Origin of the sequence: Pontibacter ruber, assembly GCF_023630205.1 — a bacterium.
Classification (GTDB): Bacteria; Bacteroidota; Bacteroidia; order Cytophagales; family Hymenobacteraceae; genus Pontibacter; species Pontibacter ruber.
Window position 1 is genome coordinate 1,164,232 of the sequence record NZ_JALPRR010000002.1, and the last position, 17,158, is coordinate 1,181,389.

The window sequence follows — 17,158 nt, forward strand, 5'->3', positions numbered from 1 at the left end:
ATGGCGTTTGATGGATGGGATGAACAAAAGAGATTAGTTGGCGTCGGTTTTTGCAGCGTCGGAAGCAGCTTCATCCAATCGTTTGATCCGGATGTTGCGGTACCACACGTTATCGCCGTGGTCCTGCAGCGCTATTCTGCCTGATTTAAAGGTACCGAAACCCGGCATGTCTTTAAACTTGCTGCCCGCGATCAGGGCCTTCCAGTTATCATCCCACATCGTGGTGCTGACAACCTTAGTGCCGTTCAGATAAAACTCTAACGCGCCATTGTTGCTGATGATCTCTGCGTGGTTCCACTCTCCAGCCGGTTTTACTGTTTCGGGGCTGCTTGTGATCAAGTCGTACAAGTCACCGGCGCGATGCTTTACAATCTTTGCGTCCGGATGTCCGGCATTGTCGAGCACCTGCATTTCGGGAGCGGTTTGCCAGGCATACTCATACTTGGCAGGGTCTTCCTGCACATAAAACATGATGCCGCTGTTTCCATTCGGGGCCACTTTCCAGTCCAGCTTCAGGTGGAAGTCTTCGAAGGTCTGGTCCGTTACGATATCGCCGCCTTCGCTGGTCTGCCAGTCTTTTTTGTTCGAAGCGTCCAGGTGCAGCGTTCCATCCTGTACTTTCCAGGCTTTGCCGATGCTGTCTTTCCCGTAGGTGTGCCAACCCTTAGTTGTTTTACCGTCAAACAAATTTTCCCAGCCTTCTTCCTCGCTTGCTGTTGCAGCATTTGCGGTTGCAGATTCTGAGGTTTCTTTTGTTTCTGAATGGTTAGATTGGCAGGCCAGCAGCGTAGCCAGCGAAGTGTACACAAGAAGGTTTCGCAGCATAGTTTTAGTTGTTGAGGGATAAAATATACTTAGCCATTGCCTGGGCATTTTGCTCCGGCATGTCCGGATGGGGAGTCATAGGCACTTCGCCCCAAACCCCTTTACCCCCTTTTATGATCTTTTCTGACAGGTAGTTTACATTCTTGTCGTTAAACGCATACTTCTGCGCTACTTCTTTGTAGGAAGGACCTACTAACTTTTTATCAACCTGGTGGCAGGCCAGGCAGTCGGACTGCGCGATGAGCTTTTCTCCCTCTGCAAAGGTGTCGGAAGTGGCAGGCTCTACGCTTCGGTCGGTGCCAATGTTGGTGATGTTGGTATCTACTTCCGATTGCCGGAGACTGGCATTCAGATCAGCGGCATCCGCAGAGTCGCTTTCAGGGCTTTCATAGTATTTTTCATCACCTTCAGCCTGGGAATTATTGCTGTTGTTACACGCCGCCAATAAGGCAACGCAGCTAAGAAGTATAAATGTTTTTTTCATATAGTCAATGTATGTGTGGCTATACTTTAGATCGTGAAATTGAGCCACTTTTTGTCTGATTTGCCGGATGCGACCACATTTTCAATAAAGGCCATGCCACGAACGCCCTCCTCAATACCAGGGTAATCCTGCCACTCAGGTTCGGGCTGTTTACCTTCCAGTTCGGCTTTGATGCAAAGGGCAAAATTGCGGTACAGGTTGGCAAAGGCCTCCAGGTAACCTTCCGGGTGACCAGCCGGGGTACGTGTGTTGTGCTGCGCATAAGTGCTTACATAGCCCCCTCCGGTTCGCCAGATTTCGGTTGGACGATCGAGCCACTTTACCTGTAGCGTATTGGCATCCTGCTGCTGCCATTCCACGCCGCCGTGCTCGCCGTATACCCGGATTTTGACATTATTTTCTTCGCCTGCTGCTACCTGTGTGGCAATCAGTACGCCGCTGGCACCGTTGTTAAATTTCAGCAGTACCGCACCGTCATCGTCCAGCCTGCGGCCTTCCACCACCGTATTGATATCGGCACACAGTTGGGTCACTTCCAGCCCGCTTACGTATTCGGCCAGGTTAAAGGCATGGGTACCGATATCGCCCATAGAACCGGCAATGCCGCTCTGGCTGGGATCTGTACGCCACGATGCCTGCTTGTTGTCGCCGCCTTCTTCGAACCGGCTCAGCCAGCCCTGCGGGTATTCTACGTATACTTTGCGGAACTTGCCGAGCTTACCGGATGCTACCACTTGCCGGGCTTCCTTCACCATCGGGTAGCCGGTATAGGTATGCGTCAGGCAGAAAAGCTTACCCGACTTATTTGCCACATCCCGTAAAACAAGTGCTTCCTCCAGGGAGAAGGTCATGGGTTTGTCTAGCACAACATGGAAGCCATTTTCCAGGGCCATCCGGGCTGGCTCGAAATGCACATGATTGGGCGTTACAATGCTGATCACCTGCACCCGCTCCACTTCCGGCAGTTGATTTTCTTTTTCGAATAATTCCTGGTAGGAAGTATAAACCCGGTTTTCCGACAGCCCAAGTAGCAAGCCGCTGGCTTTGGACTTTTCCGGATCGCTGCTGAAGGCTCCGCAAACCAGTTCATATTCGCCATCCAGTTGTGCTGCTATGCGGTGAACGGCCCCTATAAAGGCACCTTGCCCACCGCCTATCATACCTAAGCGTAGTTTCTTCTGCATACTTTATACTTCAGGTTGCCCAGGCTCTGTCGCCTTTTTTATAGTCTATGCAGCCTTCATACTTGCCGGGTACCGGCAGGTAACGTAGCGCTTTTGTTGCTCCCACTTCCGACGTAAAGAATCCAAGCAAGGTGAGTTCTTTCATCATCCGGAAATAGTGGCTCGGCTGCTCCGGCTCTTTTGTCTGCATGTATTCTTTTTGCTCGTTGTCCAGTGCGGTCAGCAGGGTGGTACGTTGGCCGGCATCCAGTTTCATAAACTGCTTGCCAAATTTTTTGTCGCTGGCTTCGTCCAGTTTCTTCAGGCCTTCCAGAAACACTTTCTGGTCTTCGGGTTTGTAGCAGTCCTGCACCATGACGGCCATAAATGCACCTACCTGTGCCGCCTTGGCACCCGGTGTCGAGGTGGCAGGCAGAATCGTCTCCCCTACTTCGTCCAGCATTGTTACCTGGTCCTGGTCAAAGAGTTCGTTAACTTTGGCAGGTTTGGAGGTGCAGGCAACCAGCAGATCGGCGCCCACCAGGGTTCCGCCTAAAAGCCAGCCTACAGCTGACATGGCTTCTCGTCTATTCATAGGTTATTTGTTACAGATACGCGATAATTTTAGCTGTTTGCTGCCCATCCGGTTAAAGTATAAAGCAGAAACAGCAAGTATGAATTGTCAGATATTCTGCCGGTTCAGTTCCTTCACGGCATGGTCTACCGCGCGGGCAGTCAGGGCCATATACGTAAGCGAAGGGTTCTGGCAGCCTCCCGATGTCATGGCAGCACCGTCGGTTACAAATACGTTTTTCGCATCCCATACCTGGTTCCATTCGTTCAGTACCGAGGTTTTCGGGTCTCTTCCCATGCGGGCGGTCCCCATTTCGTGAATGCCCTGCCCCATGGCATAACCGGCATCAAAAATGTGCACGTCTTTTACGCCGGCTATTTCTAGCATCTCTTTGGCGTCCTCGCCCATGTCTTTGCGCATCTTCATTTCATTCTCTTTCAACTCGCTGTCGATGGCAAGTACCGGAAGGCCCCACTTGTCTTTTTTGTTTTTATCGAGCGTTACCTTGTTCTCGTGGTAAGGCAGTATCTCTCCGAAGGCGGTCATGCCCATGCCCCATTGTCCCGGTTCACATAAGGCATCTTTTAAGTCGCCGCCAATGCCTAGTTCTGCAATTTCGCGTCCCCATCCGTCACGGCCGGCGCCTCCCTGGTAGCCAAAGCCCCGGATGTAATCGCGTTTCTCCCCGTTCAGGTTGCGGAATCTCGGAATATAGATACCGTTCGGTCGGCGGCCATAGTAGTATTTATCGTCATAGCCTTCCACCTTACCGGATGCCCCGATACGGAAGTGGTGGTCCATCAGGTTGTGGCCCAACTGGCCACTGCTGCTGCCCAAGCCGCCTTCCCATACATCGGTAGCCGAATTCAGCAGGACCCAGGTTGAGTTCAGCGTAGAGGCATTGAGGAACACGATCTTTGCCAAGTACTCGTAGGTTTGGTTTGTTTCCGCATCCAGCACTTCTACGCCGCGCGCTTTTTTGGTGTCTTTGTCGTAGAGGATTCTGGTAACGATGGAGTGCGGCCGCAGCGTCAGGTTGCCGGTTGCCATAGCCGCCGGCAACGTGGCAGATTGCGTGCTGAAATAACCGCCGAACGGACAGCCCAGCCAGCACTTGTTTCGGTACTGGCAATTGGTCCTGTTCTGTTTCGGTTGCGTAATGTTGGCCACGCGCCCCATGATCATGTGACGGTCTCCTTTATAATGTGCTTTAATTCTGGCGGCCACATCCTTCTCCACGCAGTTCATCTCCATGGGAGGCTGAAACTCGCCATCGGGCAGGTGCGGAATACCATCTCTCGAACCGCTGATACCTGCAAATTTCTCCACGTAGCTGTACCACGGTGCCAGGTCTTTATACCGGATAGGCCAGTCCACGGCTATCCCATCGCGGGCATTGGCTTCAAAATCTATTTCACCTAAACGGTAGCTTTGGCGTCCCCACATCAGCGATCGACCACCTACCTGGTAGCCTCTGAACCAGTCAAACCGTTTGACTTCTGTATAGGGGCTATCTTTATCGCTTGCCCAAAAATCCAGGTTGGTTTCATTCAGCGGGTAATCGCGTTTGAGCACAGGGTAATTGTTGATCATCTCCTGCGTACGGCCACCCCGGTGCGGGAAATCCCAGGGATGTTTGTTGGCATTTACATAGTCTTTTATGTGTTCTACGTTTCTGCCACGCTCCAGCAATATGGTTTTCAGTCCTTTTTCAGTGAGTTCCTTGGCAGCCCAGCCGCCAGAAATTCCGGACCCGATCACTATAGCATCATAAACATTATCAGCCATTACAATAGATATAAACTTTTAGAAGATGAAACACCAGGCTGACTTCAACAAACCTGATTGTGCACTGCTTTGAACCCTTCGTTCGCGAGTGCATAGGAATAGTCTATTAAGTATAGATGTTCAAACTCAAAAAAGCAAACATCTACTTAGTAATTACTCAATCACCAATGAATAATCCGGAAAAAATGCCTGTTTGATAAAGCTATACTTTGGCAAAAGTATAGAGGAGGCTTAGATGGTAGCACGTTTACTTTCAGGTCAGCTCCTTCATGGTCACTAAGGGTACATCTTTCGTAGCCACTTGCTTTAGCTCACGGAAATTTTGAGAATTGTATTGATAACCATTTTGCGTCAGTTCCCACAGCATGGGTGCCAGATAAAGCGTGGTTGCTTTAAATCCCTGCATGATAGCCGCCATGTTACCGGTTCCTTTTGACAAGGCTGCTTCGTTCTCTATCTCAAAAGGACCGGTAAATCCCCGTGCTTTTAAGGTAGTAATAAAGGCTCTCCAATCCATACTATCCGATCCGCCAAAACCAGGCAGCATGGCCTCGTAATTGTGGCGATCCCACTCGTGCTGGCTCGTTGGCACCCCTGCCCGCCTGGCTAGGTCAGCATCCACGGACTGCATCGGGTACATGTTACCCCAGAACACATTGTTACCGTTGCGGGTAGCCTTTACGTGCACGCGGTGCAGCCGTGCCATATCGGTTTGCTGTATCACCTCGCTTGGGTTAACGTGCTGCCATACATCATGCGACGGATCGTAAATCTCGCCGTGCGCCTTGCTTGGGTTCAGTTCATACATCAGCTTACGCGCAGCCAATACGCCCGGCAGGTTGTTGAACGTGCTGGTATAGCCGGCAGAACGCCACCCTTCCATCGGGCAGTTCTCATAAAGTATGGTCACGCCCAGATCTTCGGCATACCGGATGATAGGTGTAAAAATGCGGGCATACTCTTCCAGGTTTTTCTGAAAGCCATACTCTTGATTTCCCAGCTCATGGTTATACCCCACGAACGTACCAACTTTCACATCATTTGTATCACCGCCCAGCAGATGCGCCATCCGGATCAGGCGAAGCAGGTGGTCCTGGTTTTTCACGCGTTGCTCCGGATCGCCGCCAATCAGGTTGTCAAAAGCACCGAGCGAAAGCCGGAGCCGCGCTTGGTTGAATTTATCCAGAAGCCTGCCGGCATCGTCCGGGCCAAAGTTTTCATAATCTAAATGCGTGGCGACAAAATCATCGCGGGTGCCGTCTTTCCTGAATACACATACATCCAACCCCTGCACGCCTACTTCCTGCGCCCGCTCGATTACTTCCTCTAAACTCAGCTGATCGAAAGCTGAGGTCATGATCCAGATTTGGTTATTCATTGTTCTTGATTAAGGTTAGCATTAGCACCTATCAGGCCAGAGCTTTCGTGCTATACTTTGTAATTAACCCGGCAGTTGCATCTGATATATAAGATTTTCAAAAAGTTGAAGCTGGCAGCTATTATTATACTTTTGGAACAACTTTGTAACTACAGAGCTGACCTGCATGATCATCGTATTGCTCACATCTTTATGGTAAGCTAAACATAGTTTTTTTATAAATCCAGTAAAGCATACTGATTTTATTATGTAAGATTTATAGTTATAACCTACAGTTCTGTTAAGCTGCAATTGTCTTATGAAGTATACTTCTTTAAAAGAAGCTCCAGGCCAGCACCTCTTATGTTTCTAGGACATAGGAGTAGAAGAGTCACCGCTTGCGTCTCTTACGCTGACTGACAAAGACCCATACCTCGTCTAAATGCACGGAAGCGTAGCATTCAAGCTGGGGACTTAACTGACGTCTCTCCGCCTCCTTTTGACCCAGTGCAGCACAGTATAACGGTGCGCGCCTGTCACCTTCCAGATGTCCTGGATGTTGGAGTTTCGGGCCACGTGCGCAGCACCATTTTTTTCGCGGTACGGCAGCCGGCTTTTTCATACTTGAGCTGGAACTGCCTGCCACACAGCCGGCCGAGAAAGTTCTGCTTACCCATTGCTTTACACCGTTTTCCATACCTTCACACTGTGGCATTAGGGGCAAGTTATATCTCATAATTTTCTCTTAACACCTTTGCTGCCGTACTTATTCCTCCAGCATCCAGTATAGACCACTACCCTATTTTAGTGTCTTGGCTTCTTAAGCTGCTGAATAACTACCCGGACAAACAAGAACCTACGCTTATGTGACGTCTGTACGTCGGTGTCTTCTAATTTTAGGTTGGTGTTGTGCCTGGAGCTGGTACAGGTGCCTTTTTTGCATATTGAGAATATATACTTTAAGTTCTGTAGCAGTTTGCCAGAAATTATTTAACGAACTGGTGGTTTAATCCAAGGGTGATGTGGGGTGTTGAACCTGGACTTACACGCTTCAGCGGTCGCTCAAAAAGGGGCTTTACTAGCAGAAAATACTGTCGCTATAGATACGGCAACTGAGTAGAGTAATACCCTCCCTTACATCCAAATAAGCTTTCACAGCTGCCAAATCCCTATGGATAAAGTTCGATAATTTTATCTTCTGGTCTACAACAATAAAAAAAGCTGTTTCATATTAAATGGAGCGGCTTTTTTGGTTCGATAATGTTTCTCCTTTAGTACAAACTTTTTTATAATTCTTTCACCGTCGCCTAATATCATATTTACTTTAATTGCTTCAAAATCAGCTTCACAGGCTGTTTCAAATATCAATAGCTGGACCTTTTGTGTTTGCTTGTACATTCTTAATTCTCCGCTTCCACAACATTATCACCTAACTCCCAGTCAATTAGCAGGTAGTTTGGATCAATGCCAGCACTGGCTGGCTTATGGGGTACTGTTAGCGTAATCTTTTGCTTAGTGGCACTTATTAAGTGCTTCTTCAGATAGAGCGGTTTACCTAATTTTTCACCATCTTTTGCAGGGGCAAACACTCCAACTTCAATCCAATCCTTCATTGGCAACTTAGTTTCTACTCCTATACTGTCTATGCTGAACTTCCGTGCCTGCACGTCGAGCGTCACCTGCCAGGTACCTGTTTTAGTCTGCTTCGCGGTGGTTTGCTCTGTCTTAAGTCCCCAGAAAGTATTATTCTCGAAAAGGTCATGCAACAAGGACTGAACCGAGTCAGGTGTTACTGCCTGCAACTCATGGTATAGATCAAGAGAGGTCGGTAGCGGTGGCGTTCCTGATTTATGTTTCTCCAGCAAACGGTGCAGCGCAAGGTTTACTTTCTCCCTGCCGATATACCTGCTCAGTGAATACAGCGCAAATGGGCCTTTACGGTAGTTGTGGTACCAGTTGGTGGCACGAAGTAGCGGTACTGCCGCCTTAGTACGTGGGGTTTTATATTCCTCCTGTAAGAAACTCTGTAGCCGCCGAAGATGCTCAGGTCCATATTTTTCTTCCATAACCCCCATAGCAGAATACCAGGCAAGGCTTTCTGAAAGCAGCCCCGCCCCTTCTACATTTGCCGGGTCAACCTGGTTACCCCACCACTGATGCGCTACTTCATGGGCCACTACCGCTGTTACCAGATCAAAGCCTCGTTCGTCCTTTTCAGGATTCAAAAGGAAAAATCCCTCCTGAGCCGTAATATTAATGGGAGCTGCGTGATTTCCAAAATCATATCCTGGGTACGACACAAACCTGATCTGCCGGTGCGGGTACTTACCAAACTGTTGCGTATAATATTCTAATGAAGACTGAACGCTCTGTATCATGCGCTCCAGGTTCTCTGTCTGGCCTGGGTCATAGTAAATCTGTATCGCTACATCCTTCCAACGCCTTTCATGCACTGCGTACCTGGCCGAGAAGAAATTATATTCATTTTTGATGGGAGCATCAGTAATATAATGGAAGTACTTTCTGCTACCTTTGGTCCAGGTCCGGCGCAACGATCCCGGCGCTACCACAGTCTGATCACCAATAGTACCCACCACCGCTTCAACAGAGACCCGCTCGCTAAAGGGTGCGTCTTTGCGTGCTTGCACATCATAAAGAGAAGGAGTTGCGGGGCGGGGAGCGAGTCCGTATTTTTTTCGGGCGCCTGACTCATCAATCTCCCGATATGACTGATACCCAATGGCAGGTAAACATTCATAATTCCGGAAGTTGGTCCCATTGGCCATTACAGAAGCGTCTGTACCGCTGTTCGCAAAGCCACGAGCCTTAGAATAAACTTCAAAGCTGAGTCTCAGTGAGTCACCGGGCTGGAGCGATTCGGCAAGCTCATAAATCTGGTGACCTAGATTTTCATCAACAAGTACCTGCGTCGCCGGCCGGTCAAAGGCAACCTTGGTGGTTTGAACTCCCGCAGTAGTGGCCAGATGGATAGAGTCAATGGCGGATTTTGTGTTGTTTACCAGAAAGTAGGTGCCGCGTATTTCAGATTCCCGCCGCTCCGGATAGATCTCAACGTGTAGCTTAGTACCTGTTAAGTGTGGCTGAGGCCGATTTTTATACTTCTGGTAATGTTGTTCATAGGCTGCCCGTTGCTCCATAGCATCAGAGGCGGAGGTATAGTTATTGAGTACATTGGTGTTATAGAAAATGAAGCTGCCCAGCGTGAAAACAAGCCCCACTGAGACAAGGATAAACAACGCCGTGGAACAGGTAAAACGGCGACGAGCAAGGTGGAATCTGGAAGCCATACTTCCCTCCCGGCCCCGTACCCAGAGCAGTTTCGCTACCACGGCCACCAGTAGCGCCCAAGCCACCCAATAAAGTTTGAACCACAGCCACGGCGCCAGGGAATTGCCATACCCCGCCATGTCTGTATACGACCATTTTGGGCTGGCTCCATAAATGAGGAGCTTGTGCTCAACACCCAGATTAGGGGCAAAGGCCATGAACCCGTAGACCAACAAGGCCACCAAATGAGCCACGAATTTCTGATTGACCAGTACGTGTATAAAAAGAGCCAGCAGAGCGAATAGAAGGCACTCCACCAACTGTAGCCCGAAGATACCTTGCAGGTAAAGTTTTATCTCTGCACTACCACCCATGCTCTTTTGTGATAGTATACCTGCCACTATCAGGAATACCAGCCATACCACAAGTATAAGACTAAGAGCCAGGAACCTGCTCAGGAAAAGAACCCATTCCGGCACTGGTGTGGCGTTGGCAATCTCGCTCAGGCCTGTTTCCCGTTCCCTCCACACCAGCTCTCCGGCATAGAAAATGGTAAGCAAGGTAATGATGATCCAGAAGAAATCCAGTTCCGTTAGGGGCGCCGTCAGGAGATTTAGAATGTAGTCGGTTCTAGGCAGCAGGGGAACTCCCTTAGTCTTCAGGTTTCCGTGCAAGGCTATGCCCGACATCAGGGCTAGGGCTGCCAAAAGAGGAAGTCCCGCTAAACTCCTGGCGAGTGGCAGAAAGGCTTTCCAGGTAATGAGACGTAATTGGCGCAAATGCGTGGCAAAACCGAACCTGCCCCTGATTTGCGGCAATGCTTTCCCTGCTGCCCAATTAAGCCACTCCAGACCTGCCACTCTTGTTTCTGGTTGGATAACATGTTTCTTTTTGGATCCAGTTTCTGATAGAATGAACCCAAAACGGAAATAGGTAAGTGTCAGCATGCCCAGCGCGATGCCTAGCCACAGGAGACGGTTCAAAAGCAGTGAGCCTTCCAGCACGATCAGACGCGTATTCTTTTCCAGTGGGCTCCATTCATTCGAAAGCTGACTCTGAATAGGTGTAAAACTTACGGGATCTATTAAATTTCCCCATTCGCCCTTGTCTTGCAATAACTGTCCCAAAATGAACGTAGCCACGAAAAGAAGAGCCCCGCCCAGGTAGCTTGCCATAGCCCGCCTGGTGAGTGCAGCCAACGAGAACTGGATGGCCGTCACTATAAACGTATTGGGCAATATAATATAGAAAAAGGTGGTCAGGTAGGCTGCTGATCGGAACGGACCCAAAATTTCAGCCTCTACGCCAGTAAAGTGCATGGAAAACATGATGCCCAGCGGAATGGCGAGCATGATCATGAAATTGAGGCAGAAAGCGGCAAGGAATCGCCCTCCCAGATACGCTCTTTTGCTGGTGGGTGCGGTGTAAGTAAGGGAATACATGCGCGTCTCTACATCGCGGGCTGCCGCACCTCCTGCCACTGACGCTCCTATTAGAAGCCAGGCGACACAGCATAAAACCGTAATAGCACCAATGACAATAGGCGCATTGAGTAAAAAATAACCGTCCCGTGCGTCATGAATGTAATTTCCTATTACCCACAGAAAAGCAAGTACCGATAGAACTGCAAAGTATAGCCACGTAGCGACACTGCGTAACTGGTAACTGAACTCCAACTGAAAAATCTTCCGGACCTTCATATGTTCATCACCTCCTCCACTTTCTGTGGTTGAACATAATTGCCCGTCATGGCGCTGAAGTACACGTCTTCCAGGTCAGGGACTACCAGCTCAAAACCGTTGCCGGGATCTTCCTGACTGTAAATGTGCACCATGGTGCGGCCACTCAGGAGTTTGGCAGAAATTACCCGATGCTCCTGCTCTATTTCAGAAAGTGAATTTTTCTCGATTAGTTTGCGCCAGATTTTACCTTCCAGTTCAGCCACAGCATGGTTGGTCTTTGCTTGCAGCAGTATTTCCCCTCGGTTGATAATAGCCATGTTGGTGCAGAGCTCTGATACATCTTCCACGATGTGGGTGGAAAGTATAACCACGCTGTTTTCCCCTACTTCACTTAAAAGGTTCAGGAAACGTACGCGCTCAGCCGGGTCCAGACCAGCCGTTGGTTCGTCCACTATAAGTAATTTCGGATTACCCAGTAGTGCCACTGCTACACCAAAACGTTGTTTCATACCACCCGAGAACCCGCCCAGCTTCTGCCTGCGCTTGTCCCAAAGGTTGGTTTGTCTGAGTAAATGGTCCGTCACTTCTTTGCGGGAGGCGCGGTTGGTAATACCTTTGAGAACTGCAAAGTAATCCAGCAGTTCCTCTGCGCTTGCCTTTGGGTAAATCCCGAACTCCTGCGGCAAGTAACCTAGTGTCTGGCGCACCTCTTCCTTCTGATTCAGCACGTTTAAATCTCCCAGGTAAATACTTCCTTCATCCGGTTCCTGCAAGGTAGCCAGTGTGCGCATCAGCGTCGATTTACCTGCTCCGTTAGGGCCAAGCAGCCCGTACATACCGTTGGGTATGGTGAGTGTTACATTTTTAAGTGCCTGCACCCCATTGCCATAGGTCTTGGAAACATTCCGGATAGACAGGCTTAGCTTAGCGTTTTCCATAGTTTCTGATTATTATTCTGAACACCTTATTTTATAGCATGTAGCGAAGCAATTGTAAGCTCCTTCCGCTGATTTTTAAGAAAGGAACAGCATTAAAATCAGATAGTGAAAAGCAATATGCTACTGCTGTAAAGTAATCGACAAGTGGCAGGTTTGCTTCCGCCAAAGCGCTTGCAGGTTCAATAGGCGGATTCGTAGACTGGTATCAGGCTTCTGCCGAGTAGGTAGTAAGAAAATGGTCGGAAAAAATATCTTTGTCTTATGGAGAGAGTGAAAAAGGTATTTGTGCTGGTCCACATCGTGCTGTGGACGCTGTGGACCCTGCTGGTAACCTTACAGCTAAGCGATGACGGTACCCACTGGCAAATCTTAACCGCAGGTTTCATTCTGACATGCCTATATATTTTTTACAGCCATTTTTATCTGCTGACCAGCTATTCGGGTAAAAAGAAGAAGAGAGCTTACTTCCTCAGGCTGGCAGCAATCATGCTAACAGGTCCTCTCCCCTTTGTTTTTTTACATCCTAAAGGATTGGAGACTTGGGAGAATTCCTACGATTACTATATGATGACCTTAGTCACTATTGTACCGATTTTTACATTTCTAGGATGGCTGGCCCGAGTTACAGAAAACCTGGTGTTTAATACTATAAAAAAAGAGCAGCTGGAGAAACAGGCCGTTGAGGCTGAGCTACATTATCTGAAGTCACAGATAAATCCGCACTTCTTATTTAATACCCTTAACAATATTCATACTTTAGTTTACAAACAAGCTGCTACTGCTCCGGAGGCCGTTCTTCGTTTGTCTTCGTTGATGCGCTACATGATCTATGAATCCAATTCCCACACGGTGCCACTTTCAAGGGAAATGAACTACCTGCAGGATTACGTTAGTTTACAGCAGCTCCGGTATAAAAAAAGCCCGGTGGTAGACCTGCAAATTGAAGGAGACACAGCGTCCTGCCACATTGCCCCGTTGCTGTTCATACACCTCATGGAGAATGCCTACAAACACAGTCCTGCCCGGGTGGAACCAGGTGCTATAAAAGTGAGCGTAGAGATAAAAGAAAATACGCTTACCTTCCGTATCCAGAACCCAATCGGAAACAAGGCGGGCACCGCTTTGGAAGAACCGGGTGGTATTGGTCTGCCGAATGTTCGTAAAAGGCTGGCTTTGTTGTATCCGGACCAGCATAACCTGAAAATAGATAACTCGGGAGAAATGTTTATAGTTACTTTAAAGATTCACGGTCTTCATTCACAGGTTCATGAAAGAGAAACTCAGCTGTTATATAATTGATGACGAACACCTTGCCCAGGAAATATTGGAAGAGTATATAGCCAAAGTTCCTTTTCTGGAGCTGAAAGGCACCTTTATGAATCCCCTGGAAGCAGCCGCCCAGCTAGATCAGGATAACCCTGACCTGCTGTTCCTGGACATTAACATGCCTGATCTGGATGGGCTTAGTCTCATCCCGATGCTGAACCCTAAGCCCATGATAATCCTGACGACTGCTTATGATCAGTATGCCCTGAAAGCTTTTGAACTGGAAGTTAAGGACTACCTGGTAAAGCCTTTTTCGTTCGAACGTTTCTACAAAGGCGTATTGCGCTTGTATCAGGAAACAAGCTTCAAACAGCAACCTGAGGTGAAGGAAATAAAAGCAGAGTCAAAGCATGAACAGGAGTATATATTTTTAAAAGTGGGCCATCGAATTCAGAAAATTGCGACGCGCGATATACTTTTTGTAGAGGGCATGAAAGACTACCTGCGCATTCATACTTCTAAAGAAAAGATCATGACCCTGCTGAGCTTTACTAAACTGGAAGAACTGTTACCTGGCCAGGATTTTGCCCGCGTGCACAGGTCTTTTATGGTTGCTATTGACAAGATAGATCATATTGAAAAGAACAGGATCCGGATAGCAGAACAAGTTATACCGATTAGTGACAGCTATAGCGATAGCTTTTACAAAAAGCTGAGAGGCTTGATTTAAATACAACTTGGATATGAACGCTATAAAACTCTTCATCCAAGGTTAAAAACTCTGCCAATGCCACTAAATTTTTGTGGATAAGGTTCGATAATTCCATCCTTTGGACTACTCGAAAGCCTCTCGGTTAACACTATAGATCGTTCTGCTTTTCATGGTTCAAACTGCTCAAGTGAAAGATCTTGAGCAGTTCTTTGCAGTCAAATATCCCTATAAGTTACCCACAAAATTCCTCAAACATGGATTGAACTCGATGTATTTTTTATTTCACTTCAAACCGTAAAGTGCTTTTCCAAAACAGCTTCAATTTTTGGTATGGTTAGGGGCTTATTCAGGAAGTCGGCAATAGGTAAGCCAGTAAAGCTTTCCAGATCACGCGGGTGGGTGGAAGTTGTCAGCACAATGACTTTAACAGTATTTATTTGGTCTAGCTCCAGATATGCTTTCATAAAGTTAATTCCGTTCATCATGGGCATATTGATATCCAATAAGATGAAATCCAGCTTTACTCCTGAGTCGGATTGCTCCTTCAACAAATGAATAGCAGCTTTCCCGTTATTGGCCAGCAACACATTATTAACGACAGCTATTTTCCCCAAAAGCTTTTTGTTGACAAAGTTGGTAATAGGATCGTCATCTATCAGTAGAATGTTAGCGCGTTTTTTCAAGTTGAGTGAGATAATATTTAGTTTAACTTAGTTTCATTTTTCCTGAAAAAGACTCTGAATTCTGTACCTAGTCCTTCTTCACTGGATACAGTGATATAGCCTCCGGACCCTTCCACCATTTTTTTCACCATATAAAGACCGATACCTGTACCTTCCACATGATCATGAAAACGCTTGAACATAGTAAACAAATACTCTTGATTGATAGCTGATATACCTAATCCGTTGTCTATAACTGAGAGCACGTGATAGCCCGGCAGATCATGACAGGTTACCTTTATGTTCAGTTCTCGCTCTTTGGAAGCGTATTTTACAGCATTGGAGACAAGGTTCAGCACCACACTCCGCAGATTTTTCTCTGAAAAATAGATCAGCGTGCAATCGTCCACTTCTATCTCAACTTTGGCCGCGGAAGCCTTCATTTGAGGCTCTAGATCCAGTAGTACTTCGTTTATTAGCTCGCTCAAATTTACCTTAGTAGCCGGAGTGGCACTTTCCTGCTGTAGCTTCACAAGATCAGTCAGGCTTGTGATGGTACGTTTAAAACGCTCCACCGAGCTTTCCATCAGACCTAAGATATACCTGACATCAGATTTCTGAAACTCTAATCCTGCAAGCTCCTCAGTCAGAAGCCCAATCAGCCCTTCAATATTGGAAATAGGTGCTTTCAGGTCATGTGATGCCGTATAGATAAAGTTATCCAGGTCGTTGTTGATATGGGTCAACTCCATGTTCTTGGCTTCAAGCGAAGCTTCGGCCTTCTTTTGGCTGTTGATATTTGTATTGGTTCCGATCCAACGCAATACCTTTCCTTCTTCATCTTTTACCGCATAAGCTCTGGTCAGAAACCATTGGTATTCTCCATTTGCTCCCCGAAGCGGAAAAGTCATTTCCCAGGTTTCCCCTGTCTGCCAGGCTTGCTGCACAAACGCCACCACACTTTTAACATGGTCGGGATGATGCACTTTCTCCCAACCCCAACCGATCATTTCATCAAGGGTAGTACCCGTATATTTAAACCAGCGCTCGTTATACCAAAAAATACTGCCTTCAGGATCTGCCATCCAGGCAAGGTTCTCGATATTGTTGGCAAAAATCCGGAATTGTTCTTCGCTTTCCCGAAGTGCAGTCTCAGATTCTTTGCGCTGAGTAATATCCCGGGTGACAGCCAGATGCGATCTGCCTGCTGCACCAGCAAGTGGAACAGCATGGGTTTCCATCCTGCGACGAGTACCTTTAAGGCCGATTATATCAAATTCCCAACTCAGGCTGTTTCCCTCACACACACTCCGGTGGTTCTTTTTCCAGATGATCCGATGTTCCGGGGCAATCACATCCAGCACACTCGCTTTACCAAGTAATTGCTCGTCCCCTTCTATCATGTTGAGTCCGCAGGTGTTCATGTACTGGAGCTTGCCTTCGGGTGAAACAATCTTAATACACTCTGGTGTGGCCTCGATAATAGCCTGCAGCCGGGCCTCGCTTTCCTCCACTCGCTTTTTGGCCAAAACCAATTCTGTCACCTCATGCGCTACACTAAAAACACCTGAGGGCATGCTGTCATAAGTGTTCTCATAATAGGGCTGGCAAACGATGTTATAGTAAAAAATCTCTTCTTTTCCTTCAGCTATCAGTTTGGTGGGATATTCAGAAACAGAATATGACTGACCAGTTTTGCGAACCATATCCAGCATTTCAGCAAATCCCTGATCTTTTGCCTCCGGTATAGCCTCAAAGAGAGGCCGCCCTATAATGTCTTTCGTTTTGTTATAAAACCGGAGCATGTCATCGTTGCTCAACTCAATAATGTTCTCAGGTCCTGTTATGATACAGACTGCCAAAGGAGCCTGCAGAAAGAGGCTGTATTTTTTCTCGATCTTTCTCAGATCAGTCTCCCTTCGCTCTGCTATTATTTCATTAGTGATATCCTGTGTAGTATGCAGAATGTAAAGCAGGTTGCCGTTGTTGTCTTCCAAAGGCCTGCTGTTTGCAGACCAATAACGTACCTCGAACCCTCCAGCAGCATCCACTACATCATAACGGACCACAGGCATTTGGTCCAGCACCCTATTCTGCACAGCGTTCTGAAGCGATGCACGTAGGCTTGTTGGGCCGGTGGCGGTGATAGCATCCGGGTTTTCGGGATATACCTCAAATACACCCCTTCCCACCACGTCCTCTCTTCGCTTCCTGGTGTTCTCTAAGAGTTCGTCACTAATAGCTAGTATCGTGTATTTTGGTGCATTTGGCTGTAAGACCAGGAAACTGCCCGGCATTCTGTTAAAAAGTAACTCAAAATCAAGGGTTAATTCCTGGTGCATGATAAAAAACTTAGAAGGTATCAAAGGTAACTTAAATTGAATCAGTTGTACACAAATACCTAATAAGTAACCTGTAC

At 47.6% G+C, this 17,158-nt stretch carries 12 protein-coding genes; 2 read left to right on the forward strand and 10 right to left on the reverse strand.

Annotation, left to right across the window (positions count from 1 at the left end; genetic code table 11):
• Positions 1 to 33 precede the first annotated feature (33 nt).
• The 8 genes from MJ611_RS11835 to MJ611_RS11870 all read right to left on the reverse strand — a co-directional run bounded on the left by MJ611_RS11835 (position 34) and on the right by MJ611_RS11870 (position 12,099).
• The gene (locus MJ611_RS11835; RefSeq protein WP_250430010.1) at positions 34 to 825 is read right to left on the reverse strand and encodes a 3-keto-disaccharide hydrolase; all 792 of its coding nucleotides are present in this window, start codon (positions 823 to 825) and stop codon (positions 34 to 36) included.
• A 4-nt stretch (positions 826 to 829) separates the two neighbouring features.
• Positions 830 to 1,309, reverse strand: coding sequence for a c-type cytochrome (locus MJ611_RS11840; RefSeq protein ID WP_250430011.1), 480 nt, complete (start codon positions 1,307 to 1,309; stop codon positions 830 to 832).
• Between the two features lie 26 nt (positions 1,310 to 1,335).
• Positions 1,336 to 2,493: a Gfo/Idh/MocA family protein gene (locus MJ611_RS11845; protein ID WP_250430012.1), complete on the reverse strand. Its 1,158-nt coding sequence runs from the start codon at positions 2,491 to 2,493 to the stop codon at positions 1,336 to 1,338.
• 10 nt (positions 2,494 to 2,503) lie between these two features.
• Positions 2,504 to 3,067: a gluconate 2-dehydrogenase subunit 3 family protein gene (locus tag MJ611_RS11850; protein WP_250430013.1), complete on the reverse strand. Its 564-nt coding sequence runs from the start codon at positions 3,065 to 3,067 to the stop codon at positions 2,504 to 2,506.
• 87 nt (positions 3,068 to 3,154) lie between these two features.
• Positions 3,155 to 4,834, reverse strand: a complete 1,680-nt coding sequence (locus tag MJ611_RS11855) for a GMC oxidoreductase (RefSeq protein ID WP_250430014.1) — start codon at positions 4,832 to 4,834, stop codon at positions 3,155 to 3,157.
• Positions 4,835 to 5,087: 253 nt separating this feature from the next.
• Positions 5,088 to 6,212 carry a sugar phosphate isomerase/epimerase family protein gene (locus tag MJ611_RS11860; RefSeq protein ID WP_250430015.1) on the reverse strand — a complete coding sequence of 375 codons (1,125 nt, stop codon included), beginning with the start codon at positions 6,210 to 6,212 and terminating at the stop codon, positions 5,088 to 5,090.
• Between the two features lie 1,379 nt (positions 6,213 to 7,591).
• The gene (locus MJ611_RS11865; RefSeq protein ID WP_250430016.1) at positions 7,592 to 10,960 is read right to left on the reverse strand and encodes an ABC transporter permease/M1 family aminopeptidase; all 3,369 of its coding nucleotides are present in this window, start codon (positions 10,958 to 10,960) and stop codon (positions 7,592 to 7,594) included.
• A gap of 215 nt (positions 10,961 to 11,175) precedes the next feature.
• Positions 11,176 to 12,099, reverse strand: coding sequence for an ABC transporter ATP-binding protein (locus tag MJ611_RS11870; RefSeq protein ID WP_250430017.1), 924 nt, complete (start codon positions 12,097 to 12,099; stop codon positions 11,176 to 11,178).
• A gap of 261 nt (positions 12,100 to 12,360) precedes the next feature.
• Here MJ611_RS11870 and MJ611_RS11875 point away from each other — a divergent pair, with 261 nt between their 5' ends.
• Both MJ611_RS11875 and MJ611_RS11880 read left to right on the forward strand, forming a co-directional pair.
• The gene (locus MJ611_RS11875; protein ID WP_250430018.1) at positions 12,361 to 13,398 is read left to right on the forward strand and encodes a sensor histidine kinase; all 1,038 of its coding nucleotides are present in this window, start codon (positions 12,361 to 12,363) and stop codon (positions 13,396 to 13,398) included.
• Positions 13,367 to 14,095, forward strand: coding sequence for a LytR/AlgR family response regulator transcription factor (locus MJ611_RS11880; RefSeq protein WP_250430019.1), 729 nt, complete (start codon positions 13,367 to 13,369; stop codon positions 14,093 to 14,095). The genes MJ611_RS11875 and MJ611_RS11880 overlap by 32 nt, the downstream gene beginning before the upstream one ends.
• Positions 14,096 to 14,364: 269 nt before the next feature.
• Here the strand turns inward: MJ611_RS11880 and MJ611_RS11885 are convergent, their stop codons facing one another.
• A complete protein-coding gene (locus MJ611_RS11885) occupies positions 14,365 to 14,760 on the reverse strand; it encodes a response regulator (protein ID WP_250430020.1) in 396 nt (131 codons plus the stop codon).
• 17 nt (positions 14,761 to 14,777) lie between these two features.
• Positions 14,778 to 17,081, reverse strand: a complete 2,304-nt coding sequence (locus MJ611_RS11890; protein ID WP_250430021.1) for a PAS domain-containing sensor histidine kinase — start codon at positions 17,079 to 17,081, stop codon at positions 14,778 to 14,780.
• Between the last annotated feature and the right edge of the window lie 77 nt (positions 17,082 to 17,158).